Genomic DNA, 18470 nt, shown 5'->3' with positions numbered 1-18470 from the left:
ATTTCTTCCTATTTTTGTAGAAATTATGGTCGGGGCGCGTCACGCGCGCCTCCGACTGGACGGACATGGACCCGGACCGGAAACGGAGCGAAGGTGACCGAAAGCGGGTCGAAAAGGGCCGCCCGAGCGGTCGGCGCGGGAGGGCGCAGTCGCCTCACAGTGGACGTCGACTCGCCCCCGCTCTGGCCGCGTCGTGGCTCCCGAAGGTACCGAACGCTTTTCTCACCCCGAATCAAGGCACCGGTATGAGCGACTTCGACCTCGATCTCCGCGGCGCGGAGGAACAGCTGGAGGAGGACGAAATCACGGGCGACGTCGTGCTCGGAGTGCTGAACGGGGAGACCGACCCGAACACGTGGATACGACACGTCGACGAGGGGAACGTCCTCGTGCTGGCGATCGAGGGCGATCTGAACACGCTCGCGGCCGGCTTCGCGCGCGAGGTCAGGGACATGGGCGGCGAGCTGATGCACTTCCGGCGCTTTCTCGTCGTCAGCCCCCCGGGCGTCGAGATCGACACCGACCTGTTGTAAGTCGTTTTCCGCGCCGCTCCGAGAATCGAGTGCCCCGAGCGGCGTTCGGGGCGCGACGAACGCGCCGGGGGCTCACGGCGCGACGAACGTCAGGTAGTGGCCGTCGGGGTCCCGAACGCGGACGCCGCCGTCGATCCGCTCGCGCTCGCAGACGCGGTCGGCGACGGCGTCGACCGCCTCCGCCGGATCGTCGGTCCCGAAGCCGAGGTCGACGTGCACCCCGCCGCGCGCGTCCGCGAGACCCAGTTGCGGCTCCCAGAGCTCCAGATCCAGTGGGCGCGGCGGCCCATCGCCGTCGGCGGCGAGGCCGAACGGTCCCCGGAGCCGCACTCGGCGGCGCTCCCTCCCTCGATCGACCGGGTTGAACCCGAGGGCGGCGTACAGCTCCTCGGCCCGACCGAGGTCTGCGACCTCCAGGACGACCTCGAAGATGCCGGTGAGCTCCCCGTCCGCGCTTCCGCCGTCGATCCCCCCGATCTCGACGCAGTGATCGTCGGGGTCGTCGACGTAGAGCGACCGGTACGACCCGAAGCTGTGCTCCTCCGGGTCGAGATCGGACAGCCGATCGCGCCAGTCGTCGTACGCCGCCTTCGGCGTCGAAAAGGCGTAGTGGGTGTGGAGCCCGCCGCGGGGGACCGCCGTCGGACGCCGGAGCGTCAGCGCCGTCCCCCCGAGGTCGAACTCGAGTTCGGCGTCCGTTTCGCGCGCGGGCGAGAGACCGAGCCGGTCGACGTAGAACGAGCGCGCCCGATCGAGGTACTTCACTTCGAGCGCGAGGTGGCGGAGCGAGGTGAGCATGACTGTCGTACGCGCGCGGGGGGTTAAAGCGCCGGGGGAGGAGGGTGACCGTCGGGAGAAGAGGGTGCTCGCCGGGGGGCTTTATGCGGCTTCCGTCCCAAGTCGGGCGCATGCAGCTGAAGGGCGACGGACCCGCGAACCTGCGCGAGATCGACCGCTGGGAGGGCGGCGTCGGCTGGATCGCGTACCCGGACGAGGCGATGCAGCGGGCCGGTCACGCGCTCGCGATCGACGGCGACGTGTGGGTCGTCGACCCCGTCGACGCGCCCAGTCTGGACGGGCTGCTCGCCGAGTTCGGCGAGGTCGCGGGCGTGGTGGTGGGGCTCGACCGCCACAAGCGGGACGCCGATCTCCTCGCGGAGCGGCACGACGTGCCGGTGTACCTTCCCGACTGGATGACGGGCGTCGCCTCGGAGCTCGACGCGCCCGTCGAACGCTTCTCGCGCCGACTCCCCGACACGGGGTACCGCGCCCTCACGATCAAGAACTCGGCCGTCCCGCCGTGGCAGGAGGTCGGACTGTACTGCGAGGAGGACGGGACGCTTCTCGTGCCCGAGTCCGTCGGGACGAGCGAGTTCTTCCTGGCGGACGGAGAGCGCCTCGGCGTCCATCCGATGCTCCGGTTGCTCCCGCCGAAGCGGCCGCTCGCGGGGCTGCGACCGAACCGGATTCTCGTCGGGCACGGCGCGGGGGTGTTCGAGGACGCCACGGCGGCACTCCGGGAGGCGCTCTCAGGATCCCGCCGCCGGACCCCGGCGCTGTACGGGAAAACGATCCGGGCGCTTCTCTCGACGTAGTTTCAACTCGTCGGTAGGTTTTTGTAAATTCGGCTGAAACAAGAGGGCGTATGACTTCGGCGGTCCGGGCGCGTAACGCGGGGGGAGGCGAGACGCCGTGAGCGTCTCCTTCGGTCGTTCGACGGAGTGCGAGGGGGTGACGGTCACCGACGCGATCGAGCGACGGCAGTGCACCCTCCTGACGAGCGACCCGGTGACGCCGCAACCGGCGGCCGGCGAGCGCTTCCGGTTCCCCGTCGACGAGGCGGTCTCGGTTCGGACGCGGTCGATCGCGCTGCCGAGCGTCGTGGCGACCTACGTCCGCGACGCCGACGGCGAGATGCTCGCGGAGGTGGAACACTTCAGCGGTCGCGAGTTCCCCGCGGGACGGTACAGCGTCGAACTCTGCGCGCCGATCAAGCTGTACGTGCTCGCGGACGGGCCGCTGACGGTTCGCGCCTCCGCGGAGCGGACGACGGTCGACCTCGGCCGGCGCGGCGAGGTCCTCGTCGGCGCGCGCTCGCACCACAAGCGCCCCGAAGCGACGATCACGACGACGGAGGAGCCGTTCGATCTCATGCGCGCCGTGTCCGCGCTCGGATCGGCGCTCAAGACGACGACCTGCGAGCGGTCGTACCCGACGCTCCGGGGCCACCCGCCCCTCGTCGAACTCGGCGACGAACTCCGCGTCCCGGGCGAGCTGACGCCCCCGGACACGGGCGTCAGGATCGAGATCCCGCCGAGCCTGCGCTACCTCTACCCCGTCGCGCCGCTCTCGTACTACCTCGGCGCGCGGGTCGAGCCGGGGGCGACGGCGCGGATCGTCACCGACGACGGGTTCGAGCACGCGCTGGACCCTCCGAGGGGGTTCGAAAGCGAGGTCGAGCGCGTGTTGAAGCAGACGTTCTTCCTCGACTGCGCCACTCGGACCGAGGGGTACTACAAGGTCGACCTCCACGAGCGCCGCCGGGCCGAGCGGGTGACCGGCCTGGACTTCGCGTCGCTCTACGACCGGCCGCTCTCCGAGCAGCTGCGGGCGTACCTCGACGTGCCGTACGGACTCGTCGAGGACCTCGTCCCGGAGTGGAAGCTGACGACGCACGTCGACCCGACGCCGGGGAACGCCGAACTGCTCCCGTTCCTCGTGAACGACCTCGCGGTCGTTCGGCTGCCGGAGGGGCGGTCGGTCTCGCTGTCGGAGGCGCAGACGGCCGCGATCGACGATTTCACCCGGAGCGCGGCGGGAGCGACGGTCAGCAGTCCGCCGCTCATTCAGCCGTCGAAGGCCGACTCGATCGAGCAGGCGTGGGCCGGCGACGACGCGCCGATCGGCGCGAGCAAGGCGTCGGTGCGGGCGTTCCGCAACCGCCTCGGCCGCGAGGCGTCCGACGGCGACATCGACATCACCGTCGTCTGCAACGATCCGACGATGGACGAAGAGCAGGACCTCGCAGAGCAGGTGTACGGCACCCGCGACGACCTGCCCTTCGACGTTCGCATCTACCGGGATCTCTCCGTCGACGCCCTGCGCGCGGTCGTGGAGACGGACGGCGACTTCCTGCACTACATCGGCCACATCGACGACGAGGGGTTCGAGTGCGTCGACGGGAAGCTGGACGTGCGCGAACTGGAGTACGTCGGCGTCGACGCGTTCTTCCTGAACGCGTGTGGCTCCTACGAGCAGGGGATGGCGCTCATCGAGCGCGGCGCGATCGGCGGCGTCGTGACCCTCGCCGAGGTGATAAACAGCGGGGCCGTGAGCGTCGGGAAGACGATGGTCCGGCTGTTGAACCAGGGCTTCCCGCTTCGCGTGGCCCTGAACATCGCCAAGGACCAGTCGATCGTCGGATGCCACTACATCGTCGTCGGCGACGGGAACCTCGACGTGGTCCAGTCGGACAGCCAGGCACCGGTGCTCCTGACCGTCGACACGGTCGAAAACGGGTACGAAATCACGCCGTGTCTCTATCCGACGTCGTCGCACGGCATGGGGAGCATCACCGGGACGTTCAACGCCGAACCGGGAGTGCACTATCTGGCGTCCGGCGAGCTGGACACGTACACGGTGACGGCGGAAGAACTCCGCGAGACGCTCGCGGTCGAACGAACGCCGGTGCTGCTCGACGGCGAACTCGCGTGGACCGACGAGCTCGACCTGAGCGAGTTCTGACGCGTTTCGACGCTACTTCTCCGAGCTGAGATCCTTCACGGGCCAGCACATACGGTCGCGTAGCCGGCCACCGCGCTCCCCGCCTGCGAGAGCAGCAGCACCATCGCGAACAGGACGCCGATCATTCGGGGGTTCTCAGCCAGGTACGAGTTGGGGTTGCTGTCCTTCATCACAACTATCCAGTCTACGCCGCAGTATTTAAAAATTTCTGACATTAATATGATAGAACTAAATGATTGATCTCCGGTCGGCGTCGAAATATATCTCGCGAGCAAACCACTTCACTAATCAGGTGTTATGCGGGTTCGACGGACGCTTAGTCAGGCAGTAAGCGGGCGCGCCCGACGGCGTTATGGGCGAGGCCGGCGTAGTGCGGCCGTGGTTTACGCGACGCGCGGTCTCGCCGACGTGCTGCTCGACCTCGCGGCGGACGCCGAGCCCGAGGCCATCAACGTCGTCCTCGCCGCGACGCCCGCCGGGGAGTTCGACCGCGACCTCGGGTTGGAGCCCGAGACGCCAGTGCTGACGCACTTTTACCTCCCGGACGCCGGCAGTTCGGTGACGGCGGTGTTCGGCGTCGATCTCGGGACGCCGGCCGGCCGCGGCCGCGCGCGGTTCGTCACGCACCCGCAGGGGAAGCTCGAACTCACCGAGCGCGACGACCTCGCGGCGGTCGTGCTCGTCGCCGTCCCGCCGTGGGACGATCGGTCGCTCGCGGCGTTCGACCGATCGGGCGCGCGGCTCGAACTGTCGCTGCTCGACGCCGAACCGCCGCGGGAGTCGCTGGCCTGAAAACGGACGAAAAGAGCGGGCTTCCTCGCACCCCCCTCCGTCGCCGCCCCGCCGACCGCCGAACTACCGGACGAGCGGCGTCGCGCTCACTTCGGTAACGGAGGTCCTCACTTCGGGCAGCCGGACGTCCTCACTTCAGATACCCGAGGTCGGCGAGCTGTGCGGCGATCTCCTCGAACTCGGCCTCGGTGAGCTGTCCCTGTCGCTGGTGCTGGATGACGATGCTCCGGAGGAGAAAGCGCACGAGGTCGCTCGTGCTCGAAAAGCTCGTTCCCTCGATGGTTTCGTCGACCCGCTCGGCCAGTTCCTTGGGGATGGAGACGGTCGTGTACTCCGTCATAGTCGGTCGGAGGGTCGCGCCCGGGATAAGTTTGGCTGGCCGGTCCGCGGGGACGACGCCGGCTCTGCCGCGGGAGAGCGGTGCGGACGTTTTTCAAGCAGGAGCACATACTCTCGCCGAGATGGGAGTCAGGCCACCACAGGGCTCGTCGTCGTCGCCCGACGTGATCGAGTTCGGGATCCCGGCGGTCGGCGCGCGCCTCGACGACGCCGGCGTGGAGTTCCCGGCGTCGAGCGAGGAGATCGTCCGCGCGCTCGACGACACGGCGATTCCGACCGACGGCGCGGGTAACACGCTGGACCTCGAGGAGGCGCTCTCGCGCCTGTCGCGGGATCGATTCGAGACGAAAGCCGACCTCCTCGACCGGCTCCACCCGATCTTCGAAGAGCAGCGGCGGTCCTCGTCGACGGGGATCGTCGGCCGCCTACGGACGCTGCTTCCGTTCTAGTCGCGGCGGTCGCTCCTCGATCTCCTCGATCTTCTGGAGCTGTTCGCGGTGGAGGGTGAATATCATGTCCGACAGGACCCCGAACATTAGGAGCTGGACCCCGAAGATGATCGCCGCGGCCGCGACGACGGCGATCACCTCGTGGGAGATCCGCTGGGTGATCCACTCGACGGCGACGTACACGGCCAGGAGCGCCCCGGACATCGTCGAGAGGAGGCCGACGCTCCCGAAGTAAAAGAGGGGGTTGTTGGTTTTCGCCCGCCGGTACAGTTCGAGGAAGATGATGCCGCCGTCGCGGAGCGGGTGGAGGTTCGTGTCCGACCCGTCCGGGCGCGGCCGGTACGTGATCGGCACGACCTTCGTCTTCACGTCCCGTTTCACGCACTCGACCGCCATCTCCGTCTCGATGCCGAACCCGTCCGCGCTGAGCGCGAGCCGCGCGAACGAGCGCCGCGTGAACGCGCGGTACCCGCTGAGGATGTCCCGCAGGTCGCGGCCGTGGATGTAGGCGAACGCGCGGTTGACGACGCGGTTTCCGAGCCGGTTGAGACGGGTCATCGATCCGGGCTTCATGTTCGCAAAGCGGTCGCCGATGACGTGTTCGTACCCGGCTTCGAGGGGCGCGAGCATCGCGTCCGCGTCGCCCGGCCGGTACGTGCCGTCGCCGTCGGCCATGAGGACGTACTCGGCGTCGATGTGCTCTATCGCCTCGCGGACCGCCTGTCCCTTCCCGGTCCCCGACTGGATAACGACGCGCGCGCCGTGCTCCGCCGCGATCGTCTGCGTCCCGTCCGTCGACTCCCCGTCGACGACCAGGATGTCGGTGAACCCTTCCCGCCGGTAGCCGTCTATCACCTCGCCGATGGTTTCGGCCTCGTTGTAGGTCGGAAGGAGTACGCAGACGTCGGCGCGATCCATTGACAGCATCTCGACGCGGGTCCGTTAAAAACGCTTCCTCCCGCGGCTCGGAAATGTCGCGCGCGCCGACACTCGTTCCCTCGTGTTTTTATGCGATCACGCGCGTAGCCGACCCCATGGACCTCCTCGTCGGCGCGACCGCGGCGCTTTTCGCCGCGGCGGGCCTCCCGTACCTCGGCTACGCGCTGCTGTACGCGACCGCCCGCCCGTCCGGGTCGCCGGCCGAAAAGCGGCCCTGGGAGCCCGCGGTCAGCGTCGTGGTGCCGACGTACAACGAGGCCACGATCGTCGAGCGGAAGCTGGACGACGTCCTGGCGCTCGAGTACCCGACCGAAAAGCTCGAACTCGTCCTGGCGGACGCGAGCGACGACGGCACCCCCGAGATCGTCCGATCGTACCTCGAAGACCGCGAATCGCCCCGTCTCACGACCCTCCGCGACGACGAGCGCCGCGGCGTCGCGCCCGCCCTCAACGAGGCGTTCCGGGCGGCGTCGGGCGAGGTGATCTTCAGGACGGACGCCGACTCGACGCTCGCGCCCGACGCGCTCCGCCAGGCGGTCGCGAACCTCGCCGACGAGCGGATCGGCGCGGTCACCGGCCGGCAGTCGGAGGTACTCGGCGACAGCGCCGTCGAGGCCGACTACCGGGACATGCTCTCGAGGCTCCAGGCGCTCGAATCGCACCTCGACTCGACGTTCATCTTCCACGGCCCCTGCTTCGCCTTCCGGCGCGAGGACTTCGTCCCGATCGACCCCGACTCGCTCGCCGACGACACCGAGGTGGCCCTCCGCATCCGCCGGTCCGGCAAGCGCGTCGTGATGGACCCCGCGATGCGCTTCGCCGAGTCCGGCGCGTCCGGCTTCCGGACGCGCCGAAAGCGGAAGGACCGGCGGGCGATGGGACTGCTCAGGCTGCTCGTCCGGAACCGCGACATGCTCGGCCGGTACGGCCGGTACGGGCGGGTCGTCCTCCCCTTCAACTGGTGGTTCATGGTCGTCTCGCCGTGGCTCGCCGTCCTCGCGGCGCTCTCGGCGACGCTCGCCGCCGTTTCCGCCGTCGGGGCGGCCGGGCTGGCGGTCCCGGCCGGGGTCGTCGCCTTCGCCTGGTTGGGGCAGCGCGACGGGCTCGGTCCCCTCCAGCCGCTCTACGCGGTGCTCGACTCGCAGGCGTCGCTCCTCGTCGCCGCCGTCCGCCTCCTCGCGGGCGGGGGCGACGGGATCTGGGAGATCGATCGGGAGTCCCGGGAGGCGTTCGAGTGAGGGTGCTCCAGGTCACCTCCAGGTACCCGCCGCACGCCGGCGGGGTCGAGACGCACGTCTCGGAGCTCGCCGAGCGGCTCGCCGCGCGCGGCCACGAGGTGGCCGTCCACGCCGCCGACGCCCGCTCCGCCGACGCACCCCGGCGGGAGCGCCGGCGCGGGGTCCGCGTCGTCCGCCACCCCGGGATCGAACCCGGCGGGGCGTTCCACGCCGCGCCGGGCGTCGTCGCCGTGGTCCGCGCGGCGACCCCCGACGTGATCCACGCGCACAACTACCACTCCCTCCCGCTCCTCTTCGCGGCACTCGGCTCGCGGTCCCCCCTTCGACGCGGCTCGCGTCCCCCGTTCGTCGCGACGCCCCACTACCACGGGGCGAGCGCGTCGGCGGTCCGCGATCGGTTCCTCCGCGCGTACCGGCCGCTCGGCGGGTGGGCGCTCCGGGAGGCCGACGCCGTCGTCGCGGTCAGCGGGTGGGAGCGCCGCGCGCTGGCGCGCGACTTCGGCGTCGACGCCGAGGTGATCCCGAACGGCCTCGACGTCGACCGGTTCGCCGACGCGGCGCCGGCGGAGCGCGACCGGCCGTACCTGCTCTGCGTCGGTCGGCTGGAGGCGTACAAGGGCGTCCAGCACGCCGTCCGCGCGCTGCCGAAGCTGGGGGGCGACCTCGACCTCGTCGTCGCCGGGACCGGCCCCCACGAGGGCGAACTGCGGCGGGTCGCCCGATCGGTCGGCGTCTCCGACCGCGTGGACTTTCTCGGGTTCGTCCCGGACGCGGACCTCCCGGGGCTCTACGCGGGCGCGGAGGCGTTCGTCACCCTGTCGGCGTTCGAGGCGTACGGGATGACCGTCGCCGAGGCGCTCGCCGCGGGGACGCCCTGCGTCGTCCGCTCCGCGGGCGCGCTCGGAGACTGGGCGGCGCGCGACGACTGCGTGGGCGTCGAGCTGGACGGGGACGGCCGAACCGCGCCCGGCGCGGTCGCGGCCGGCGTCAGGGAGGCTGTGGGCCGACGAGCGCCGAGCGAGCCGCTGCCGACGTGGGACGAGGTCATGGACGAGATCGAAGCCGTCTACCGGCGGATCGCCTGATCGCCCGAGCCGCCGGCGCGGTTCGGCCGCGATCTCAGGCGTCGGCCGGCAGCAGCTGCGGCACCGTGTGGCGGATCGTCTCGCGGAAGTGGCTGCTGACCGCGAGCAGCGCGAGGAAGTACACCGCCGCGCCGACGCCGACGACGAGGAGGAGCTGCACCCAGCTCCGCACGGGAACCGCGAACTCGGCGAGCGTCCACACGACGGCGAACATGACCGCCCCGGCGAGCGCCTGCTCGCCGATCGGGCGGGTGACGACGATTCCCCCGTACTCGACGTGGGCGACGTACTGGTAGGCGGCGACGCGGGCCGCCTCCGAGATAACGGTCGCCGCGATCACGCCGAGCAGGTCGAAGGGCGTCCCGAGCGCGAACGCGAGCGGGAGGTAAAGGACGAGGACGGCCGCGTTCACGCGGAAGATGATGCCGGGGCGGTCCGTTCCCTCGATGACGGCCTCGAACGGCAGGCGGTAGACGTTCAGCACCTGGTACAGGGCGAGGCCGACGAGCGCGAGCCCCGGCGCGTCGGCGAACGACGGGCCGAAGACGGTCGTCAGGAGGGCGTTCGGGATGGCGAGCGCGCCGAAGAAGATGGGGATCGCCAACAGCCCGGCGTATGAGACCGCGTTCGCGAGGTCGAAGCGCACGGACCCGCCGACGGAGTCGACGCCGCTCGACTTGACCGAGAGGGCGTCGCGGATGCTTCCGGCGAACATCGACGCCGGGACGACGAGGTTCAGCGCGACGGTGTAGACCCCGACCGCGCCGGCCCCGGCGAGCCACTTGATGATGAGCGGGTCGGCGCTCTGGTACGTGTTCGTGAGGAGGCCGTTCGGCACGCTCCAGCGCGCGAACTCGTAGACGCGCTTCGCCGTCTCGACGGTCGGCGCCGCCGGGCTGACCCGCGCGGCGAGCCACGAGAAGACGCCCGTGACGGCCGTCGCGGCCGCGAGCCCGGCGACGAGGCCGAACGCGGCCATGCCGAGCCACAGAAAGAGGAGCTGGAGCAGGAAGGTGAGCACGCTCCGGACGGCGTCGAGCCACGAGGAGGCCGCGGGGTGGCCGATCCCGGAGTAGAGCCGGTTCGCGACGTTGAAGAAGCCGAGCGCCGCCGTGACGGCGACGACGCCGTAGGCGAGTTCGGCGGTGCCGAAGTAGTCCGCCGCGGCCGGTTCGAAGACGACGAACCCGAGGAGGACGAGCGCCGAGAAGGCCGCGTGAACCAGGAGCCCGAGGCCGAAGAACTCGGCCGGCGCGACGGACACCTCGCTCACCCGCTTTTTCACCGCCGTCGCGACTCCTGCCGGAAGCTGCGTCAGGACGAACGCGGCCGCGATGACGGTCCGATACTGACCGAGCCCCACGTCGCCGAGGACGTTGGCGAAGATGACGATCCCGCCGAAACCGATCGCCGCCATGAGCGCCTTGGAGCCGACCGACAGCAGCGCCTCCCTGCCGATCGACAGCGAGGGGGTGTCCTTCATTCGATGTACCCGAGGTCGGCCAGCCGGTCCTCGACCGCGCCGTCGCGCGCTCCGCCGTCGAGCGCGTCCTCGCGCGTCCGTGGGCGCGGCAGGTCGACCGGATCCGTGACCGTCGGTTCGGCCGGATCGGCGAGCGCGTCGAGGCGGGCTTCGCCGTCGAACTCGGGCGAGAGCGGCTCCGAGAGCGCCGCCAGCGTCGTCGGGAGCACGTCGACGATCGACATCCCCTCGATCGTCTCGCCGCCCCCGGCGAAGAGCGGCCCGTTCGCGGCGAAGATCCCGCGGTACCGGTGCTCGTAGTTTTTCGTCGGGCTGGTGACGCCGCCCGTCGGCGACCACAGCGTCGTCGGGAAGAACCCGGGCGCGGGCCGGGCGATGACGTCCGGGGCGTCCGGTCCCGGGTCAGCGTACGCCTCTTCGGGGAGGAGCACGTCGCGGAAGATCCGCCGCCCGTCCTCGTCGGTGAGCTCCCGGAGTCCGTCGCGGATCTCCCGCCGGAGGGCGTCCGGATCGTCGACCGTCGGGTGGTCGAACCGCGCGTCGTTGACGTAGACGCAGCCGTAGCGGAGCTGCCACGCCCGGGAGTTCGGAAAGTCGATCCGCGGGCTGGCGGCCGACGCGAGCGAGGAGCCGACCTCGGTCGCCATGATGTGGTTGTGGACGCGCCGGATGAGCGCGTACAGCCGGTCTGACCGGCTGGCGACCGCCTTCGCCGCGCGGACGGCCAGGTCCGTCGCCCCCGCGTCGGTCTCCTCCTCGACGAAGTAGCCCCGCTCGGCCAGCCACTCGGCGAGGTGAACGTTGGTGTGTTTGTACTCGAAGCCGTGGTCGCTCATCAGAACGACGTTCTCGGCGAGGTCGGCGAGATCGGCCGCGCGCTCGTCGACGAGCGAGACGAGCGTCGCGTAGAACGTCCGCCGCTCCCGGTCGGTCGAGAGGTTCGAGAGGATGTGGCCGGCCCAGTCCGGGGTCGAAAAGAGGACGAAGCCCACTCGCGGCTGGTAGGTCTCGAACGCCTCGCGGGCGAAGCGGTGGCGCGCGGTCGAGATCGAGAGCACGTGGTCGAGGTACTTCGAGGGGCGGACCTTCAGGCTCGCGTCGTGATCGAGGACGTAGTCGTCGTAGGCGTCCAGCTCCTTGAGCTCGTCCGGGACCGCGTCGGCCTCGTCCCTCGCCAGCATCGCCGAGACGAGGTGGGTGTTCTCGCCCGCGGGGACGCGGCCGACCGACGCCGGGAGGTTGACGAACACGGCGTCGTCGAGGAAGTCGTAGATCGCGGCGTCGGTCGCGTTCGGCCGGCTCGGCCCGATCTCGTAGTCGGCGTCCTGGCGGAGCATGTTCGAGACGCCGTGGCTGCCGGGGTCTTTGCCCGTCGCGAACGAGGTCCAGGCGGGGATAGTCGTCGGCGTGTCGACGCTCGTCAGGTGCCCCGAGACGCCCTCCTCGCGCGTCCGCCGGAGGAACGGGAGGTCGACGTCGAACCGCTCCAGCATGTTGTACGAGAGCCCGTCGAGCCCGACGACGAGGAGTTCCATCGACCCGGGCTACCCCCCGAACCGATATGTCACTTGTGGGTTCCGGACGGTGGCGCGAACGCCGGACTGCGGATCGGACGAAGCAGTATTCGGCCCACATATCAGAAATAATAGAAAACTTTACCGTACGCGACTCCGATAGAACGGGCATGTCGACCCAAACCGAGCGATCGGTCGGGCGGACGGCGTTCGTCGTCGTCCGCGCCGCGGTCGTCGCCGGCGCGTGGTGGTATCTCGCGGCCGGGCTGGCGGGGCTCTTCGACGCCGCCGTCGAGGCGGCGGGCGCGGGGTGGATCGTCGGGACGCCGCTCGGCTTCCTCCTCACCGCGAGCGCGTTTCCGATCGCGTTCGCGCTCGTCTTCGCGGCGTTCGCGTACTGGCACTACCGCGTCAGGCTGCTCGGCGTGGTCCTCTGAGGGGGCGGTTCGACGGTTCCGTTACTCGACCACCGTCAGAGGAGCCCCGAACCGTCAGAGGTACCCGAGTTCCCGCAGGCGGTCGCGGGTGGCCGCGTCGACGCTCGGATCGTCGCCCTCCCCGCCCGCGGCCCGGCGCTTGTACTCGGCGATCGGCTCGTCGAAGAACTCCCGTTCTAGCTCGTCGCAGGCGACGCCCGTCTCGGCCTTCCGCTGCCAGCAGGGGCGGTCGCGGTCGAGTTCGTAGCGGGCGCTGTCGCCGAGGGAGTCCCACTCGACCTTCGTCTCGCCGCCGTAGGCGCACCGGAGCATCCGCCCCCAGTACTCCTCGTCCTCGGGCGGGTTCGCGTTGTTGCTGCCCACCAGTTCGGCCGGGATGCGCTCGTCGAACACGTCCGGCGTTTCCCCGTTCGCGAGGCCGACGATGAGGTCGCCGAGCCGCAGGTGCGAGAAGTAGCCGTCCTCGACCCCGTCGTACCCCTCGGGCGGATCGATCACGTAACACGGGACGTGCAGGAGCGCCTCCGAGAGGCTGCTGTCGTGGCCGAACATGTACCCCTCGGCCTCGTAGGCGAGGTTCTCGCCGTGGTCGGCGGTGATCACGAACGTCGTCTCCCGGTCCGTCGCCCGCCGCACCTCGTCGACGAAGCGGACGACGCGCCGGTCGAGGTAGTCGATCGCCGCGCCGTACACCTCCCGGTGGAGCCGCACGTCGCGCATGTTGGCCGCGAGGCCCCCCTCGCCCCGGAGGTTCAGTTCCCAGTTGTCGAACCCCTCCGAGTCCCACGAGTTCGGGGCCGAGTGGAGCGACCGGTCGTAGCCGAGCGTGTGCCGCAGCGGCGCGTGGGCGTCCATGAAGTTGGCGAAGAGGAACACCGGCTCGGGGGCGTCCCGGACGGTTTTCACGCCCTGTCGGGCGATGGTGTTCGCCCCGTCGTCGAGGAGCTTCGGCAGCGGCAGGCGCTCGGAGAGGCGCTCGAACGCCACCGACGCGCCGTTGGCGAGGCTCGCTATCGGGTGCTCGTGCCGGAGGGACTCCCGCGCGTACGCGAGGTACTTCCGGATTCCCCCCTCGGGGTGTTCGTAGCCGAACCGGCCGACGTGCATGCCTCGGGGGAACCGCCGGTCGGGCGACACCTCGCAGAAGTCGTCGAACAGTCGGTCGAAGCCGAACGCCGAGGAGGCGTAGACGTTGGCGCTGACGCCCGTCGCGTGGTGACCGGGGAGGTCCGCGAGGAACGTGTCCGCGCGCGTCAGCCCGGAGAAGTCGCGGTTGTGGTCGTGCACGCCGTGTCGGGACGGGAGTTCGCCGGTCATCATGCTCGCGTGGCTCGGCACGGACCACGAACTCGCCGCGCGGCACTGCTCGAACGAGACCGCCGCTCGCGACCGTATCCGCGGGGCGTAGTCGTCGAAGAAGTCCTTCCGGACGGTGTCGAGGCAGACGAGGACGACGTTACGCATGCGTGAGGGGTTGGCAGGCGCCCGTATAAATCGCTTGAGACGTCGTCGGCACCGAAGGGATCGGTCGTGACAGCCGCTCCGACCGCGCGGGAGGGGCGCTTCGCCGGGGCGGTTCGCTTCGACGGAGTGGTGCGCTTCACCCGGAGGGGATGCCGCTCCCGTCGGGTCTCACTCCACGTACCCCAGATCCCGGAGGTGTTCGACGGGCGTGTCCGACCGGGCGGCGGCGTCCGACTCGGCGGCGGCCGGTCGAGTCGTGCGCCGTTCGAGCCAGTCGCGCACGTCGTACACCGACTCCGGCAGCGGACCGTCGACGCCCTGGGCGGCGACGATCGCGTCGAAGCTGTGGGTGCCGGGGTCGTCGTCGCCGAGGAACGACACCCCCATCCCGTGGTCCGAGAGGATCACGAGGCGGTCGATCCGCTCGCGGAGGCGGCCGACCTGCCCGTCGACCCACTCGTACGCCTCGCGGAGGTCGTCCTCGCGGTTCGCGTAGACGTGCCCCGCGGTGTCGAGCACGTGCGAGTGGACCCCGACGACGGGAACGTCCCACTCGGCGGCGACCGCGAGCCAGCCGAACTCCTCGCCGGTCAGCCCCCGGAGTTCGCGCTGGAGCTCCCGCTCGGTGATGTCGCCGCCCGTCGCGAAGGACATGAGCCGCCACGACTCCACCAGGTGCGTCGCGTCCGCGATCCCCGGCCAGTACCGCACCGCGCCCGCCTCGAAGACGTGGTCGGCGTCCGTGCGCGCGATGGACCGCCGCTCCCCCGCGCGCTGGAACGGCCGGCCGAGCGTCGCCCGCACCTCCCGGGGGAGGTGTCGGGTGACGGCGCTCGCCGCCCGGAGGAGGGGGTTCTCCCACTCGTTGCCGTCGCCCGCGATGCCGTGCTCCTCGGGCCCGAGGCCCGTGGCGACCGTCGGCCACACCTCGACCGTCCGCGGGAAGGAAAGCGAGTGCGAGTACGTCTCCAGCCGCCGGTGCTCGTCGAGCAGGAGGTTCTCGCAGTCCCACCTCCGCGCGAGCCTGACGTCGGTCGCGTCGAGGGCGACGACGGCGATGGTGTCGTTCATCGGTTCGCACCTCCCCGCGCGCCGCCGTCAGTCTTGCCGTCGACGTACCCGAGGTCCGAGAGCCGCTGTTCGATCGTCCGCTCGCCTCCCTCGTCGGGCCGCCAGTCCGCCGGCTCGTGCGTCCCCCGGTCGGTCGCGCTCGTGACCACCCACGGCACGCGCTTCACCGCCCGCAGCGGGACGTGGTCGGGGTGGCCCCAGATCCCGAGTTCGCCCATCGCGTTGGCGTGGTCCGCCGTGATCGCCGCGCGGCCGGCGTCGACGTTCGAGAGGAGCAGCGCCACGTCGTCGAGGACGATCCGCAGGTTGTCGAGGTAGGCGTTCCAGACCCGTCCCCGGTCGACCTCGCCGTCGCGGAGCCGCTGCCAGACGGTCTTCGTCTCCGTCACCTCGCCGAAGCCGTCGTCGGGGGTGCCGAGGTCGGTCCCGAGCGACGGGTCGCTCAGGAAGGGCGCGTGCGGCTGCATGTAGTGGACGATCACCCGGTCCGGCCGCTCGCCCCGGCAGCGGGCGATCGTCCGGTCTGTGAGCGGCCGCGGCCGGATCGTCCGGGCCTCCTCGTCCCACGCGTACGCCCACACCTCGTCGAGCGCGGCGAAGTCGTTCGGATCCAGCCCGACGCGCTCCGTGAAGGGGTTCCCCGTCACGTAGGCGGTCCGGCGCATCTCGTCCGCGTACTCGGGCGCGAACGTCTTCTCCAGCCACTCCGCGGACATGCTCCCGACGGAGTCGAGCGTCCCGAGCGCGCCGTCGACGAAGGCGTACTCCCCCTCGACCGCGCGCAGCAGATCCACCCGGCAGGCGTCGAGGATCACGAGCAGGTCCCACTCGCGCTCCCAGACGGGCGTCCCGTAGTTGTACGCGCGGCCGACGCGGCTCCACGCGCCCATGTACAGCTCCGAGAGCGCCGGCCGCGCCGCGGCGAGCCCCTCCTGGTCGAACCGGAGCCGCGTCTCGGCGAGCCAGTCGGCGAACGTCATCGGTACCCCAGTTCGCGCAGCCTGTCGGCCGTCGCCGCGTCGACCTCGACCTCGCGCCGGGCCTCACGCGCCGCCCGCTTCGCCTCGTCGATCGGCGCGTCGAAGAACTCGCGCTCGTACGCCGCGACGGCGACGCCGTCGCGGACCGCCCGTTGCCAGCACGGCCGCTCGGGGTCGAGTTCGTACTCGGTCCGGTCGCCGGCGGAGTTCCACGAGACCTTCCGATCGCCGTCGTAGACGCACCGGACCATCCGGTCCCAGTACTCCCGCTGTTCCGCCGTGAGATCGGCACCGCCGGGGACGTTGGACCCCACGCGCTCCGCCGCGATACGCCGCCGGGCGACGTCGGGCACCGCCCCGTTCGCGAGGCCGACGACGAGGTCGCCGAGGTCGAGGTGCGAGACGTAACCGGTCTCGACGAACGACTCCCCGTCCGGGGCGTTGATCACCTCCAGGGGGACGTGCAACAGCCCCTCCGTCAGCGGCCCGCGGTGGCCGAAGAGCCCGTCGTCGGCCGGGAACCCCAGGTGTTCGCCGTGGTCGGCGGTGATCACGAACGTCGTCTCCCGGTCCGTCGCCTCCTCGATCCGCTCGATCGCGGCCGCCACCTTCCGGTCAAGGTAGTCGACCGCCGCGGCGTAGAGCCCGCGGTGAGTCTCGATCTCGGCCAGGTGCTCCTCCAGCTTTCCGCCGTAGTTCACCTCGTCGGTGTCGAACGCGGCCGACGACCACGTGTTCGACGCGTCGTGGAGGTCGTCGTCGTAGCCGAGGACGTTCGTGAGGGGCGCGTGGACGTCCATGAAGTTCGTGAAGACGAAGAACGGCTCCGGACCCTCCCGCGCGGCGCGGACGGCGTGGCGCGAGACGATGTTCGCCCCGTCGTCGAGGGGTTTCGGCACCGGGAGCCGGGCGAGCGCGCGGTCGACCTGCACGAGCGCGCCGTTGGCGAGGCTGGCGAGGGGGTGCTCGTGGGTCGCGGCCGCCCGGAGGAAGTCGACGTACCGCGCGACGCCGCGCTTTTCGGACTCCTGGCCGAACCGGATTACGTTGATCCCCTCCGGGAACCGACACTGCGGAGACACGTCGGAGTAGTCGTCGAACATCCGATCGAAGCCGAACGCCGAGGAGGCGTAGGCGTTGGCGCTGACGCCCGTCGCGCGGTGGTCCGGGAGATCGCCGAGGAACGTGTCCGCGCGGGTCAGCCCGGAGAAGTCCCGGTTGTAGACGTGAATTCCGTGTTCGGAGGGCAGTTCGCCGGTCATCACGCTCGCGTGGCTCGGCACGGACCAGCCGCTGGCGGCGCGGCACTGCTCGTAGGAGACGTCCGCCATCGCGCGCAGCCGCGGCGCGTACTCGTCGAAGTAGTCCTTCCGGACGGCGTCGAGGCAGACGAGGACGACGTTTCTGTCCCCCGTCACAGGTCGTACACCTCGCGTCCGGTCTCGCTCAGGGCGCTCCGGTCGATCTCGACGCCGTAGCGCGCCTCGATCTCGGAGAGAGTTCGCCTCTCCTCGTGAATGACGCGCTCCAGCGTGCCTCGGCGTTCGAACCCCGGCGGCGCGTCGTGGCGCTCCCTCCCGCGCGCGAGGAGGTACGCGTAGGGGAACGTGACGAGGTGGTAGGCCGCCTTCGCCGGCCGCAGGAGCGGGTGGCAGGGCTCTTCGAGAATGTAGTAGCGCTCGTGGGAGACCGCCCAGGAGAGGCAGCTCGGGAGCGAGATCCCCGACTGGAAGTCGCAGACCTTCCCGTGCACGTCGCGGCGGATCTCGTCCCGGAGCGACTTGTGGTAGCCGATCCGCTCGAAGACGGGGCCGTGGTCGAGCCAGACGAGCTGCCCCCGCGCGAGGAGCCGCCGCCAGAGGTCGCGGTCCTCCGCGCCGCCGAGGTTGTAGTAGGGGACGTCGAGGAGCAGGGACCGGGGCGCGGCGTTGATCCCCGTCCCGCTGAGGAAGAACTCGAAGTCGAGCTGGGATTCGAGCTGGTGGTAGATCTCGACGAAGTCCTCGATGACGCCGTCGAAGTAGTAGTCGTCGGTGTCGAGCGATTCGAGGACGTACTCCCCCCGCGACTCCTCGAACGATCGGTTCCGATCCGCGCCGAGGTAACGTTCGGGATCCGGTCGCAGCGCGACGAGCCGGAGCGCGTCGTACTCGTCCGCCAACCGCCGGACGATCTCGACGCTGCCGTCGTCGGACCCCCCGTCGACCACGACGACCTCGAATCGGTCGTCGACCTGATCGAGCATGCTCCGGAGCGACCGCTCGATAGTATCGGCCATGTTGTAGTTACAGACGGCGATACTGTGCGAGACCATTGGTGAACGACAGTAGATCGGCGTATAAAAGCTTCGTGACATCGATACCGGCCGGGGCCGACGCTCGCCCCGCCGTCGCCGTCCCGCG

General features: G+C 70.4%; 18 protein-coding genes and 1 pseudogene. 8 read left to right on the top strand and 11 right to left on the bottom strand.

What is annotated here, in order from left to right:
* Positions 1-245: 245 nt before the first annotated feature.
* Entirely contained in the window at positions 246-533 is a 288-nt protein-coding gene (locus tag CNO20_RS17695) for a DUF5779 family protein (RefSeq protein WP_101297468.1), read from the top strand.
* A 72-nt stretch (positions 534-605) separates the two neighbouring features.
* Here CNO20_RS17695 and CNO20_RS17690 read toward each other — a convergent pair whose 3' ends face one another.
* Positions 606-1331 (bottom strand): VOC family protein, encoded by a 726-nt coding sequence (locus CNO20_RS17690; RefSeq protein ID WP_101297466.1) that lies wholly within the window; start codon positions 1329-1331, stop codon positions 606-608.
* Positions 1332-1441: 110 nt separating this feature from the next.
* Between CNO20_RS17690 and CNO20_RS17685 the strand changes: the two genes are divergently transcribed.
* Together CNO20_RS17685 and CNO20_RS17680 are read left to right on the top strand one after the other, a co-directional pair.
* Positions 1442-2128: a hypothetical protein gene (locus CNO20_RS17685; protein ID WP_394337271.1), complete on the top strand. Its 687-nt coding sequence runs from the start codon at positions 1442-1444 to the stop codon at positions 2126-2128.
* Positions 2129-2225: 97 nt separating this feature from the next.
* Positions 2226-4277 carry a hypothetical protein gene (locus CNO20_RS17680; protein WP_101297464.1) on the top strand — a complete coding sequence of 684 codons (2052 nt, stop codon included), beginning with the start codon at positions 2226-2228 and terminating at the stop codon, positions 4275-4277.
* A 35-nt stretch (positions 4278-4312) separates the two neighbouring features.
* Here the strand turns inward: CNO20_RS17680 and CNO20_RS24145 are convergent, their stop codons facing one another.
* Positions 4313-4447 (bottom strand): DUF7503 family protein, encoded by a 135-nt coding sequence (locus tag CNO20_RS24145; protein ID WP_269844155.1) that lies wholly within the window; start codon positions 4445-4447, stop codon positions 4313-4315.
* Positions 4448-4658: 211 nt separating this feature from the next.
* On the opposite strand from CNO20_RS24145, the pseudogene CNO20_RS17675 reads away from it, so the two are divergent.
* Positions 4659-5069, top strand: a pseudogene (locus CNO20_RS17675) (hypothetical protein); the annotation flags it as partial.
* Between the two features lie 130 nt (positions 5070-5199).
* On the opposite strand, the gene CNO20_RS17670 reads toward CNO20_RS17675, so the two are convergent.
* The gene (locus CNO20_RS17670) at positions 5200-5409 is read right to left on the bottom strand and encodes a ribbon-helix-helix domain-containing protein (RefSeq protein WP_101297462.1); all 210 of its coding nucleotides are present in this window, start codon (positions 5407-5409) and stop codon (positions 5200-5202) included.
* Positions 5410-5530: 121 nt separating this feature from the next.
* Between CNO20_RS17670 and CNO20_RS17665 the strand changes: the two genes are divergently transcribed.
* On the top strand, positions 5531-5857 hold the full coding sequence (locus tag CNO20_RS17665) for a DUF5789 family protein (RefSeq protein ID WP_101297461.1): 327 nt from the start codon (positions 5531-5533) through the stop codon (positions 5855-5857).
* Here the strand turns inward: CNO20_RS17665 and aglJ are convergent.
* The gene (aglJ, locus tag CNO20_RS17660) at positions 5834-6775 is read right to left on the bottom strand and encodes an S-layer glycoprotein N-glycosyltransferase AglJ (protein ID WP_101297459.1); all 942 of its coding nucleotides are present in this window, start codon (positions 6773-6775) and stop codon (positions 5834-5836) included. The two genes, CNO20_RS17665 and aglJ, sit on opposite strands and share 24 nt — an antisense overlap.
* Positions 6776-6891: 116 nt before the next feature.
* Here aglJ and CNO20_RS17655 point away from each other — a divergent pair, with 116 nt between their 5' ends.
* Both CNO20_RS17655 and CNO20_RS17650 read left to right on the top strand, forming a co-directional pair.
* Positions 6892-8034: a glycosyltransferase gene (locus tag CNO20_RS17655; RefSeq protein ID WP_101297457.1), complete on the top strand. Its 1143-nt coding sequence runs from the start codon at positions 6892-6894 to the stop codon at positions 8032-8034.
* The gene (locus tag CNO20_RS17650; protein ID WP_101297456.1) at positions 8031-9119 is read left to right on the top strand and encodes a glycosyltransferase family 4 protein; all 1089 of its coding nucleotides are present in this window, start codon (positions 8031-8033) and stop codon (positions 9117-9119) included. Before CNO20_RS17655 ends, CNO20_RS17650 begins: the two co-directional genes overlap by 4 nt.
* A gap of 34 nt (positions 9120-9153) precedes the next feature.
* Here CNO20_RS17650 and CNO20_RS17645 read toward each other — a convergent pair whose 3' ends face one another.
* Positions 9154-10602, bottom strand: a complete 1449-nt coding sequence (locus CNO20_RS17645) for a lipopolysaccharide biosynthesis protein (RefSeq protein ID WP_101297454.1) — start codon at positions 10600-10602, stop codon at positions 9154-9156.
* Positions 10599-12137: an alkaline phosphatase family protein gene (locus CNO20_RS17640; protein ID WP_101297453.1), complete on the bottom strand. Its 1539-nt coding sequence runs from the start codon at positions 12135-12137 to the stop codon at positions 10599-10601. Before CNO20_RS17640 ends, CNO20_RS17645 begins: the two co-directional genes overlap by 4 nt.
* Before the next feature lie 149 nt (positions 12138-12286).
* Here CNO20_RS17640 and CNO20_RS17635 point away from each other — a divergent pair, with 149 nt between their 5' ends.
* Positions 12287-12553: a hypothetical protein gene (locus tag CNO20_RS17635; RefSeq protein ID WP_101297451.1), complete on the top strand. Its 267-nt coding sequence runs from the start codon at positions 12287-12289 to the stop codon at positions 12551-12553.
* Positions 12554-12607: 54 nt separating this feature from the next.
* Here CNO20_RS17635 and CNO20_RS17630 read toward each other — a convergent pair whose 3' ends face one another.
* The 5 genes from CNO20_RS17630 to CNO20_RS17610 form a co-directional block, all read right to left on the bottom strand.
* On the bottom strand, positions 12608-14017 hold the full coding sequence (locus CNO20_RS17630; protein ID WP_101297449.1) for a sulfatase-like hydrolase/transferase: 1410 nt from the start codon (positions 14015-14017) through the stop codon (positions 12608-12610).
* A 168-nt stretch (positions 14018-14185) separates the two neighbouring features.
* On the bottom strand, positions 14186-15088 hold the full coding sequence (locus CNO20_RS17625; protein WP_101297448.1) for an alkaline phosphatase family protein: 903 nt from the start codon (positions 15086-15088) through the stop codon (positions 14186-14188).
* The gene (locus CNO20_RS17620) at positions 15085-16068 is read right to left on the bottom strand and encodes an alkaline phosphatase family protein (protein ID WP_101297446.1); all 984 of its coding nucleotides are present in this window, start codon (positions 16066-16068) and stop codon (positions 15085-15087) included. Before CNO20_RS17620 ends, CNO20_RS17625 begins: the two co-directional genes overlap by 4 nt.
* Positions 16065-17486, bottom strand: a complete 1422-nt coding sequence (locus CNO20_RS17615; RefSeq protein WP_101297445.1) for a sulfatase-like hydrolase/transferase — start codon at positions 17484-17486, stop codon at positions 16065-16067. The genes CNO20_RS17620 and CNO20_RS17615 overlap by 4 nt, the downstream gene beginning before the upstream one ends.
* A complete protein-coding gene (locus tag CNO20_RS17610) occupies positions 17483-18382 on the bottom strand; it encodes a glycosyltransferase family 2 protein (RefSeq protein WP_101297443.1) in 900 nt (299 codons plus the stop codon). The genes CNO20_RS17615 and CNO20_RS17610 overlap by 4 nt, the downstream gene beginning before the upstream one ends.
* Positions 18383-18470: the final 88 nt, after the last annotated feature.

The organism is Halegenticoccus soli, assembly GCF_002844195.1.
GTDB lineage: Archaea > Halobacteriota > Halobacteria > Halobacteriales > Haloferacaceae > Halegenticoccus > Halegenticoccus soli.
This window is presented reverse-complemented; position numbering and strand designations above follow the sequence as displayed.